Annotated in this window: 9 protein-coding genes and 1 tRNA gene; 4 read left to right on the top strand and 6 right to left on the bottom strand. The window is 48.4% G+C overall.

Annotated features, from left to right (window positions below):
- Positions 1-361 precede the first annotated feature (361 nt).
- The 3 genes from QUB39_RS24800 to QUB39_RS24790 all read right to left on the bottom strand — a co-directional run bounded on the left by QUB39_RS24800 (position 362) and on the right by QUB39_RS24790 (position 2,889).
- On the bottom strand, positions 362-520 hold the full coding sequence (locus QUB39_RS24800; RefSeq protein WP_333211215.1) for a hypothetical protein: 159 nt from the start codon (positions 518-520) through the stop codon (positions 362-364).
- A gap of 145 nt (positions 521-665) precedes the next feature.
- Positions 666-2,384 (bottom strand): ATP-binding protein, encoded by a 1,719-nt coding sequence (locus tag QUB39_RS24795; protein ID WP_333053720.1) that lies wholly within the window; start codon positions 2,382-2,384, stop codon positions 666-668.
- Positions 2,385-2,475: 91 nt separating this feature from the next.
- Positions 2,476-2,889, bottom strand: coding sequence for a hypothetical protein (locus QUB39_RS24790; RefSeq protein WP_333053721.1), 414 nt, complete (start codon positions 2,887-2,889; stop codon positions 2,476-2,478).
- A gap of 102 nt (positions 2,890-2,991) precedes the next feature.
- On the opposite strand from QUB39_RS24790, the gene QUB39_RS24785 reads away from it, so the two are divergent.
- Complete coding sequence (locus tag QUB39_RS24785; RefSeq protein WP_333248116.1) at positions 2,992-4,038, top strand: M42 family peptidase; 1,047 nt, start codon at positions 2,992-2,994, stop codon at positions 4,036-4,038.
- Positions 4,039-4,125: 87 nt separating this feature from the next.
- Positions 4,126-4,198, top strand: a tRNA-Glu gene (locus QUB39_RS24780).
- Between the two features lie 245 nt (positions 4,199-4,443).
- On the opposite strand, the gene QUB39_RS24775 is transcribed toward QUB39_RS24780, so the two are convergent.
- Positions 4,444-4,935 carry a helix-turn-helix domain-containing protein gene (locus QUB39_RS24775; protein ID WP_333211210.1) on the bottom strand — a complete coding sequence of 164 codons (492 nt, stop codon included), beginning with the start codon at positions 4,933-4,935 and terminating at the stop codon, positions 4,444-4,446.
- Between the two features lie 222 nt (positions 4,936-5,157).
- Between QUB39_RS24775 and QUB39_RS24770 the strand changes: the two genes are divergently transcribed.
- Together QUB39_RS24770 and QUB39_RS24765 are read left to right on the top strand one after the other, a co-directional pair.
- Positions 5,158-6,009 (top strand): hypothetical protein, encoded by an 852-nt coding sequence (locus QUB39_RS24770; RefSeq protein WP_333211209.1) that lies wholly within the window; start codon positions 5,158-5,160, stop codon positions 6,007-6,009.
- A gap of 64 nt (positions 6,010-6,073) precedes the next feature.
- A complete protein-coding gene (locus QUB39_RS24765) occupies positions 6,074-7,519 on the top strand; it encodes a hypothetical protein (RefSeq protein ID WP_333211207.1) in 1,446 nt (481 codons plus the stop codon).
- Positions 7,520-7,612: 93 nt separating this feature from the next.
- On the opposite strand, the gene QUB39_RS24760 is transcribed toward QUB39_RS24765, so the two are convergent.
- Positions 7,613-8,731, bottom strand: a complete 1,119-nt coding sequence (locus QUB39_RS24760; RefSeq protein ID WP_333485177.1) for a beta-glucosidase — start codon at positions 8,729-8,731, stop codon at positions 7,613-7,615.
- 345 nt (positions 8,732-9,076) lie between these two features.
- The gene (locus tag QUB39_RS24755) at positions 9,077-10,960 is read right to left on the bottom strand and encodes a glycoside hydrolase family 2 TIM barrel-domain containing protein (protein WP_333211203.1); all 1,884 of its coding nucleotides are present in this window, start codon (positions 10,958-10,960) and stop codon (positions 9,077-9,079) included.
- Positions 10,961-10,971: the final 11 nt, after the last annotated feature.

The following is a 10,971-nucleotide window of genomic DNA, read 5'->3' as shown; positions in this document are numbered from 1 at the left end:
TTTTCCGTTTCAGCGTAAGGGTTCACTCCTGACGCACCCTACTAGCCTCGTTACTGGTTTAAATGCTCCACAGCTTAATTCACATTTTGCACCGCTTGTAAATCTAGTTGAACTATGCAAATTCAACCTGAAGGCGATAGTTTTAGTCAACCAATCCGGCTGATTCGGAGTTTGTTGAGAAGGCGCTAGATATCATGACAGAGAGTTATTTTTTTGTTCACAAGAGTAAATATGCTTTAATATATGTCAAAAGGCGCTGCAAAACACGGAATTGAAAAATGTTAGAGTGCGATCGACTGCTCCCAACAATTGAACAGTTAGTAAGGCTCCACTTCGCCAGGGCTGCGGAGTCGGAAATTAACTAGCGGTTGAGGGAAAAATTCGCCAGCCCGCGAGTGAATGCTTGGCTCGATCGTGCAAACAATGCGATCGCCCTAATTCCCGACCGCAATCCCCAAAAGTCGATCGCCCTTACCGCTGGCAAAGATGAAATTCGCACCCTAGAGAATCTAGCACTCATGCAGGCTCTACTCGATAACCACTCAGAGTGCTTCCTATCCTGGATACAGTAGACTTGTTGCCTGAATCAAGTTAACAGAGGTTTGTGCTGCTGACAAAAAGCCCATTATTCTCAAACGCAACATTTGTTCTTGAACACCTGGGTTTTAGCACCTGCTTGTACGTCCGGTGAGGCTGGCCACCACCGCCACTAACTCGGCAGCATCTACGGGTTTGGTCAAATGCATCTGAAAACCTGCTAATAGTGCCTGCTGACGATCGTCATTCCGGGCATAAGCCGTCAGCGCGATCGCGGGTAGCCTACCGCCCCGCAGCGCTTCAAGTTGACGCAGCTTGCGGATCAGGGAGTAGCCATCCTCATCCGGCATCCCAATATCGCTCACTAAAACATCGGGGCTGCGATCCGTTGCGGTTTCGATAATGCTCAAAGCCTCCTTTACCGAAGCCACAGCCATGACATGAGCACCATACTTTTCCAGAATTGTGCTCAGCAACTCTAGGGCGTCAGCCTCGTCCTCTACCACTAAGATTTGTAAGCCTTCAAGGGTGGGCGAGGCCTGAAACCTCCCATTCGCCTCGACGATCGAGTTTAATGGCTCTGGATCGCTCGGTGGTAGATGGATAATCATCACCGGCAGTTTGACTGTAAAAGTCGTCCCCTGTCCTATCCCTGGACTCACTACCGTTACAGTCCCGCCATGTAATTCAACTAATTGACGCACAATGGCTAACCCTAAACCCAACCCCCCATAACTGCGAGTAGTCGTGCTGTCGTGCTGGCTGAAGCGATCGAAGACAAACGGTAGAAAGTCCGAGCTGATGCCTGCTCCAGTGTCGCTGACAGTAATTTCAACATGGGAATTAACCCGCTGCAAACGAATCTGGACTCGCCCGTCTTTAGGGGTAAATTTGAGGGCATTAGAAAGTAGATTCCACACAACTTGCTGCAACCTATCGGCATCACCCAAGAGCGGGCCAGCTTCAGAATCGAGCACGCTTTGCAGGCGAATAGACTTTGCCTCAGCAGCCAATTGTACAGACTCAATCGCCGATTCAATCACCGGCACGAGGTTGACAGGACGGACTCGGAGGCGCAGTTTACCTGTGATGATGCGAGAAACATCGAGGATGTCTTCGATGAGCTGGGCTTGAGACTTCGCGTTTCGCTCGATCGTCTCCAAAGCCCGCGCCACCTTATCCTCACTCAGGTTTTTTTGCCGTAACATCGTTGACCATCCTAAGATCGCGTTGAGAGGAGTTCTGAGTTCATGAGAAAGAATCGAGAGAAACTCATCCTTGGCACGGTTGGCGGCCTCTGCCTCTGCCCGAATTACTTGTTCACGCTTCAATAATTCGTCTTTGGTGCGATTAGACGCTTCCAGTTGGGCAGTGCGTTCCTGCACCCGTTGCTCTAGCTCCACATTAATCGCCTGGATACGGCGGCGACTATTTTCTAGTTCCTGGTTTGTAAGGGCAAGTTGAGCTGGACTGGGCGTATCGAGTGCCACTGGAATTAAGGGAATCAGTAAAAAAGTGAACGTATAGAAAGACCAAACACCAGTGACAGCTTTGATCAGTCCTGAAACCCAATAAATGGGGTGCCAAAGTGTCACTATTCCCATTAGGTGCGTCGTGCCACATAAGGCAAAAATAAAAAAGAAACCCACCAGCAGCATCACGGTGTGAGCAGGCAGATCCTTACGCTCATTCGTAAAGTAAACAATGGCAAACGCCACCGAGTAATAAGCGAGGGTAGTCAAGGCATCGGACGTTAAGTGCAGCCAGACTAACCCCGGTTTCCAGAGGTAACAATGCCCGTGAGGAATGAAATTACTAGAAAAGAAGGTGCTCAAGAGGTTAGGCATATTAGTTTACGGCACTGTCAAGTTAATTTAGGGGGTGTCATCAATTCAACCCGATGACGGCAGCAACCAGAAGAATCGCACGCCGGAAAGTTCACCGCCTAGGGTGATAGCGCGTCGCGATTCCCTGATACTGCTTCAGCTTGGGAAAAAAGTTCTTAATCAAATGACGGGCTTTGTACAATTGAGCATCGTAAGTTTCCAGGGTCTTGCAATTGCGGCGAGGTGAAATGACGGTGGTCTTCCCCTCGGCATTGAGGCGGTCAATCACGCGCTGATCTGGATCATAGCCCTTGTTAGCCAGCAGTGTATCCGCCACCAGTAATGGCTGCAGTTGGTCGCCTCCTGCTCGCGTCACCAGTTTGTCGGGGGGTGAGGTGAAACTCCAACGGATTGCCCAACGCATCCACGCGATCGCATGAATCTTGTTACTCAATGGCCCTTTACTGCCTCCAATTGCTTCATTCCTAAGCTCCTCAAAAAGCTCAGCAGGAAGATGTTTTTTCAAGTGGGAAAATGCCTGAATTGAAACTAAGTGTACCGCCGGGAAAGAGTGAGTAAATGTGCTTTAATATATGTCAAAATTCGCTCCTAAAAACGAAAATAAAAAATGTTAGAGTTCGATCGCCTGTTCCAAACAATCGAAGAATTAGTAATGCTGCACTCACCCAGCGGTGCGGAATCGGAAATTAACCAGCGGTTGATGGAAAAATTCGCCGCCCTGGGAGTGAATGCTTGGGTCGATCGCGCGGACAATGCGATCGCCCTAATTAAGGGTCGCAATCCCGAAAAGTCGATCGCCATTACCGCCCACAAAGACGAAATTGGCGCCCTAGTTAAAACAATAGGCGAGAGTGGCCGCGTGGAAGTCCGCAGATTGGGCGGCTCGTTTCCTTGGGTTTACGGCGAAGGCGTGGTGGATTTGCTCGGAGACAAGCAAACAATTAGCGGCATTCTCAGCTTCGGTTCCCGCCATGTTTCTCACGAATCTCCTCAGAAAGCTCAGCAGGAAGATGTTTCTTTAAAGTGGGAAAATGCCTGGATCGAAACTAAGTGTACCGCCGAGGAATTAGCCGAGGCCGGAATTCGACCGGGCACGCGGATGGTGGTGGGAAAGCACCGCAAGCGCCCGCTGCGGTTGAAGGACTGGATCGCGAGCTACACTCTGGACAACAAGGCTTCAGTGGCGATTTTGCTGGCTCTGGCGGAATGTTTGAAAGAGCCTGCGGTGAATGTTTATTTGGTAGCGTCGGCGAAGGAGGAGGTTGGGGCGATTGGAGCTTTGTATTTCACCCAGCGCCAGCCGTTGGACGCGCTGATCGCTTTGGAAATTTGCCCTCTGGCGCCGGAATACCCGATTCGTGACAGCGAAAACCCGGTTTTGCTGGTTCAGGACGGCTATGGAGTCTACGATGAAGGATTAAACGCCCAATTGCGCGCAGCCGCCGCAGCAGCCGATGTAGAGGTGCAGTTGGCGGTAATTAGCGGTTTTGGGAGCGATGCTTCGATCGCGATGAAGTTTGGCCACGTAGCCCGCGCCGCTTGTTTGGCTTTCCCCACCCAGAACACCCACGGCTTTGAAATTGCTCATCTCGGGGCGATCGGCAATTGCGCCGCCATCCTCAAAGCCTACTGTGACGTGCTTTGGGACGAGTAGAAAAAAAAGTTTCGCAAAGTAGTTGACAGATTGGGAAAGATTAGTTAAGGTAATAAAGGTGCGGAACACAAGCAAACGCAACGACGCGCCCCCATCGTCTAGAGGCCTAGGACACATCCCTTTCACGGATGCGACGGGGATTCGAATTCCCCTGGGGGTATTAAAAATTTAAGTCTGATATCAAAGCGATATCTAGTATGTGGGGTGGGCATTTTGCCCGCCCTTATTGCTATTCGGTCTAACATTAAGCTGATGCGTTCGATCGCACATCTTGCACCATTCTCGCTTAACAGGCTTTTCGGCCTGTTCCACAAAGAGTGAATTTTCTTGTGGAACAAGCCGAAAAGCCTGTTCATAAACAAGTAATTGAGAATGGTGCAACATCTCAGTTCGATCGCACTTTCGTTAGTTTGCACCATTGCCATTGATATCGAAGTTTTCTATAATGGGAATTTCTGAAGGTGAGGAGGCGACTATTCGCAGGTTTATATCAACTATGATTTGATTTTTATCAACAACTACATTTGCTTTTTTTATTAAGAATTTTATTGGTAAACAATCACCTGATTCAGGTTCGGCAGATGGCTGAGTTTTATATCCTGCGTCCTCCAGCCATTCACAAATCTTCCTCCAGTTTTCTACTTTTTCATCAGCTTTACCTACAAGATTTTTTACGTATTGGTATAAAGTATTACAGAAATCTACGGCAATTCCCTTGGGGTTTTTACTGAGTCTTTCGGCAATTTCGGCGGGACTGTAGCCACAGAGTAGACCCCGTAGATGTTGTTTCTCTGTGGGCGTGAGCCGCTTTCCCTTGGCGGATGCTAGGTCTGTGTAAAGAGTTTCTAAGTCCCAGTCGCGGGCAGCTTCGGGGAAGCGATCGTTAGAGGATGCCATTGCAGGGGATAGGTTTCTGGATTTTTTATAATCAAAGTCTAGCACAATTCCTAATGCTGATTAGTTTCTTTGTTAAAGGTAGTTAGATTAGGATCAGGGAAAGCAGGATCGTGATTAATTTTACACCTGGAATCCGGGCAAGGCTCACTTCTTGCGAGGTACCGTTTTCTGCTCGACAGAGTTATCAACACAAACTCCTCATAATTAGGTATTTACCCGTAAATGTTTAACCACGAATACAAAAAAGAGGCACAAGATAGACTGCGCCGTGCAGTAGAAAAGTACCAAAGAGATTGTGAGTATTTACAAAATGCCGCTGGAAGTCTTTATCAAACGCGAGTCAATCGTGGGGTTGAGATTATCCAACTATGCGAAAATTACATTAACACGTTGGCCAATTCGCCAAAAGAGTTTAGCAAAGTCGTTACAAAACTGAAGTTTCAGCTCAAGGAAATTACTGGCAAAGATTGGGATCTAATTTATGCGGCTCATAACAGCAATGTAGCAGCAGCAGGTGGTGCAGGAGTCATGGCTGGAGCAGGAGTTGCCTGTTTTGGGCCAGCAGCAGCAATGGCAATTGCTACAACTTTTGGAACAGCCTCAACAGGTACTGCGATTGCTTCTCTTTCCGGTGCAGCCGCCGTTAATGCTGCTTTAGCCTGGTTAGGAGGTGGCGCTCTTACTGTGGGTGGTGGCGGTATGGTGGCTGGAAATGCACTGCTGGCACTAGCAGGGCCGATTGGCTGGGGGATTGGTGGTGTAGCTTTGGCTGGTAGTGCTTTTTGGGCAAGTAACGAGAATGAAAAAATTGGTGACGAAGCCAACAACCGCGCTCTTGAAATTGAAGGTGACACAGCTAAAGTCAACATAACCAAGAAAGAAGTCAATCTTCTTGAGGGGGAAACTGTCAAACTAGCTAAGTTGATTCAAAGTGAACTGCAATACTTCAAGCAGAATGCACCTTTGAATTACCTGAATTTTAGCCAAGCTCTCAAACAAAGGCTGGGGACTTTAATCAATTCCATTACTTCCCTGAGCGAGTCTATTAAAAAGACCGTAGACCTGAAAATGTAATTATAATTTGGAGTGCAGCATTATCCTCTAGCAATTAGGGAGTAATGCTGCTATTTTTTTAAACATGGAAAACAGAGAAGATAGACATCTGACAACTCAATTCGTTGCTGCAATAGTAGCCCAGGAAAATCTGCGCCATGCAGAACAGCTTGCAACGGAACTCAGTAAACAAGACCGAGCGTTTTTTGCAGCGGTCGGAGAGATTGATAAAGTTCGTGATTTTGTAGGTAGTCCCGAAAAAATTCTGGGAAACACAAGCACAAAACACGGTGAAATAGCTGAGCAAGTGGAAGTTGGTATTCGCAATGCAAAATCTCTTTTGAACTCCTCTGAAACTCGCGCTACTTTTGAGGGAGTGGGTAGAACAGCACCGGAAGATTATTTAATTGATGGTATTAAAGTACAGTCTAAATTTGTGAATGGGGTTGGCAATAATTTAGACCACGTTCTCGACCACATGAAGAAATACGAAAACTTTGGCAGAGATGGGTCATATTACCATATCCCTAAAAACCAATATGAAATTATTGATAAAATATTGAAAGGGCAACAAGTCGAGGGAATAACAAGTCGTACTGCTCAAAAAATACAAGAAAAAGCTCAAGAAATAGAGCAGATGTCGGGTCGTCCTTTCAGTCAGACTGTTCAAGCTGGAGCGTCTAACTATGAAGATGTGCAAATAGGCAAAGTTGACGATACGCTAGACCGCAAAGAGCATGAATTAAAGCAAGAACACAAACAAATTAAGGATGGGATACGCTACGAGGCTCAACCTACTCTGGCTGATTTTGGTAACGTTGCTGTTAAAGGCGCGGTTATTGGTGGTAGTATTCGATTTGCTACTAAGCTTTACGCTAAGTATAAGCAAGGTAAAAACGTTTTTAAGGGTGAGTTAACCCCCGAAGACTGGCAAGAAATTGGAATTGATACCGCAAAAGGAGCTGCACTTAGTGGTATATCGGCAACAGCTATTTATGGGTTAACCAATTTTACCCAAATGTCTGCACCCTTAGCTGGTGCTTTTGTTAGTGCCGGCTTGGAAGTTGCTAGTTTAGTCGGTAGTTTGAATCGAGGGGAAATTACTGGAGATCAATTCGTTGAATTAAGTTTATTTGCTTGTGCTGATTCAGCCATTGTTGCTGCTGGAGCTACTATCGGACAAGCTTTGATTCCGATTCCTGTTGTTGGCGCTGTCATTGGTGCGATCGCGGGTCGAATCGTGACTGGTTTTTGCAAGCAGTTATTGGGACAAGATACTCATCTTGCTCGACAAGTGGAACAATATTATCAACAGTCCCTGGCTAAAATTGACCGAGCTTACAAGGCAGCCGTTGCTAATCTTCTTGCTACCTATGAACGACTAGGTAATTTAGCAGAAGCAGCTTTTGATCCTAACTTAAACCTCGAAGTGAGATTGCAAGCTAGTATCGAATTAGCTGAAGCTTATGGCGTTCCTGATTCCAAGATTATTCACAATGTAGATGAGCTTGACTATTTTATGCTGAGTTGAGCGAATAAAATATTAGGAAATCATCGGGAATTTTTAACGCAGATTTAGTATAAGGTGCGCCGCAGCGCACCCTACAGAATTATATAGCAATCATCAATTCTGCAACTTCAACAGCGGTTCAATCTGCTGTCTTTGAAACTGCAATTCATCCGCCAAAGGCTGGTAAATTTCCCGATCGCCCTGATCATTGCAATAATCCCACAAACCATTGTAACAGTGCCTGTCGTCGTCCCAACCCGGATGGTTGACAATCGGATACAAGCAGATTCCCTCTATCGGAACTCCTGCTTTCATCGCCGCCGCTACCTCAGTGCACACATAATTAAACCAGACAGGTCTAAAATCGTCTTCAGTGCCTGTTTCTGCTACGAATAAGGGGCGGCCGTAGCGCTCAAACACTTCTTGCAGCATTTCGCGAAACGGGCGGTACAGCGGATCGGTGTATTTCATCGGAGCTTCATTGTGAATCCACTGATTGCGATCGTAATAATTCACCCCAATAATATCGAGATATTTTTCCTTACCGCCGAGTTCCGGGCGAAAACGTCCAGCCAACATATCCCAAGCTTGATATTGAGATAAGCGATAACCTTCCGCCGCGTCCCGATCCTCCGGTTTGTCAGGGTCAGCAATAATGTTAATTGTGGGGTCGATTTGAACGATCCGGGTGTTGGGATTGACTTCCCAAACTGATTCTATCGCGGCGATCGAAGCTTTGATTAACTGGATTTTTAGCTCGTCTCCCCGCCCTTTCGCAAACGGATTGATGTAGGCGACATCGCCGCCGGCCCAAGCAATAAATGAAATTTCATTGACAGGTGTTACAAAAGGTGTTTGGTCGGTTTCCTCCGTTAGCACTTCCATAAAAGCGCGCACCATCTTTGCAAACCTGGAGACAAATTCGGGACTGAAAATATCAATATCGTCTGGCCAGCCGTAGTGAAACAAATCCCAAATTACCTGCATTTTCATGTCGCGGGCGGCGCGGATAATTGGCAGGGAACTGGAAAAATCATATTTTCCGGGCGACTGTTCAATTAAGTGCCAGCGGAGGCCTTCGCGGACTGTGTAAATGCCTTGCTGCTGCAAGCGTTGGTAGTCGGCGACTACAAATTTATCGTGGCCGGTGGCGGCTGTTACGTCGAGACGCTTTCCCGAACGCAATTTGTGGGTAGAGCACTCAAAACCGCCCATGAAAAAACTTTGAAACATCGTTGTTAAATAGTTGACAGTTGACAGTTGACAGTTGACAGTGAGGTTTTAAGGTTCCTAGTAATGACTTTAGTATCGTAGGGTGCGTCGCCCTCGACTAGCTTCAACTCAAAGCAAAAATCTCAGTAGCGACGCACCAGACTAAACCTTAAGTTACGTCAGACTTATGGCGTTATGGTGCGTCGCTAAGGAATCTTTGTAAATAGCTGGGATTGTCGCAGCGACGCACTCTACTTTTAGTTATGGCGTTATGGTGCGTCGCTAAGGAATCTTTGTAAATAGCTGGGATTGTGGCAGCGACGCACCCTACTTTTACTTAAATACCCTCTTGATTCTTTAGTCTATTTAGCATTGAGTAATAGCTTGCGGCTGTGAACTTTCTTCGGGAATATCCCAGCCGAGAGTTGCCGCGGCGATCGCCTCTAGGGGAAACTTGGGAGTGCGATCGGCATACAGCAAACCGTTAGCTTCTTGGAAAGTATCGGTTAACTGCGTGTAACAAAATCCGCTGAACATTTCCACTCGGTTTACCACCTTCAACAACGCGCAGTAGCGCCTTTGCAGTTCCAGCGTGTCCGACGCGCGCACGTAGCCCCAAACCCTGTAAAAATCAGGGTTTTCGCGACCGGCGCAGGCGATGCCGCCGAATTCTGTCAGCATCATCGGCTGTCCTTGGTGCGGGTGGCCGTCGAGGGTGAGGACTCGCCCGCCGGGACGCCCGCGATCGAACAAATCGGCTAGCTGGACTTCGGGCCCGTAGCGCTTGGCTAGGGTTTGCGGGTTGTTGTCGTAGTCGTGAATCGCCAGGATGTCGGTATCGATGCTTTCCCAGCCGTCGTTACCGATGACGGGGCGAGTCGAATCCAGGGTTTTGGTCAAGAAATACAGCGCTTGCACGTAGTTGCGGTGGGCTGCGGCTTCGACTAAATTCGGAACTCCCCAGGATTCGTTGAACGGCACCCAGACTACGATACAGGGATGGCTGCCGTCGCGCTCGATGACTTCTGTCCACTCCCGCGTCAGCCGTTGTACGGCTTTGGGAGTGAAGCGGTAGGCGCTGGGCATTTCTTCCCAAACTAGGATCCCCAGCACGTCAGCCCAGTACAAAAATCGGGGGTCTTCGATTTTTTGGTGCTTGCGGACGCCGTTGAAACCCATTGCTTTGACTAATTCGACATCGTGCCGCAAAGCTTCGTCGGAAGGGGCCGTCATCATGGTGTCGGGCCAGTAACCTTGGTCGAGCACCAGTCGCAAATAGTAGGGGCGGCCGTTTAGCATGAAGCGATCGCGCTGGATGCTGACCGTCCGCATGGCGGTATAAGATTTAACCTCGTCGAGTAGTTTGCCGTCGGCCCACAACTGCACTTGGGCGTTAATTAGCGTCGGTTTTTCGGGACTCCACAGCAATTCGTTACGGTAGTCGTCGATACCAGGGTCGGAGAGGGCGATGCGGCGGTGGATTTCGCCGTTGAGGACTTCATAGGTGTCGTTGACTAGCAGCAAACAGCCGATCGACAGTTTAACTTTAATCTGGATTCCCGACTGGCGATCGCCCGCGACAAACGCTTCAAAACCGATTTCCCAGCGTTCAAACTGGGGAGTCCAGCGGATGCGCTCGATATAAGTGTGAGGCACCAATTCTACCCAGACTGTCTGCCAAATGCCCGTCGTGCGCGGATACCAAATACTGTGGGGCTCTATTTGCCAGTCTTGCTTGCCCCGCGGTTGCTCCAAATCTTGGGGGTCGTCGTGGGCCCAGACTGTCACCCGCTGCATCCCGTTGAGGTTCACAATTGCTGTAATGTCTGCGGTGAAAGGAGTGTGTCCGCCTTCGTGTTCGATGACAAACTGACCGTTCACCCAGACGCGGGCGCGGTAGTCTACGGCCCCAAAGTGGAGGAGAACTCTGCCTTCTGTGTGGGGTACGTCAAATTCGCGTTCGTACCAGCAGTTGGGGTGAAAATTCGTGTCGCCGATCCCGCTTTTTGCCGATTCTGGAGCAAACGGCACTTCTATAGTGTGAGTCCACTCAGAAATATCGATCGGCTGCACGCAGTGGCCCGCGTCATCGTAAGCAAACCTCCACTTACCATTGAGACAAATCCAGTTGCTCCGGCGCAGTTGGGGGCGCGGATAACCTGTTTTGCGTCCTTGAACTGTCACCTTACTATCAAGAGTTGCAGACTCTTCTATCTCGCAATTTTCTAGTTCTCTACCTAACCAACTCATCGGCACATCTA

It is taken from the genome of Microcoleus sp. AT8-B5, from assembly GCF_036705565.1.
Lineage (GTDB): Bacteria > Cyanobacteriota > Cyanobacteriia > Cyanobacteriales > Microcoleaceae > Microcoleus.
This window is presented reverse-complemented; position numbering and strand designations above follow the sequence as displayed.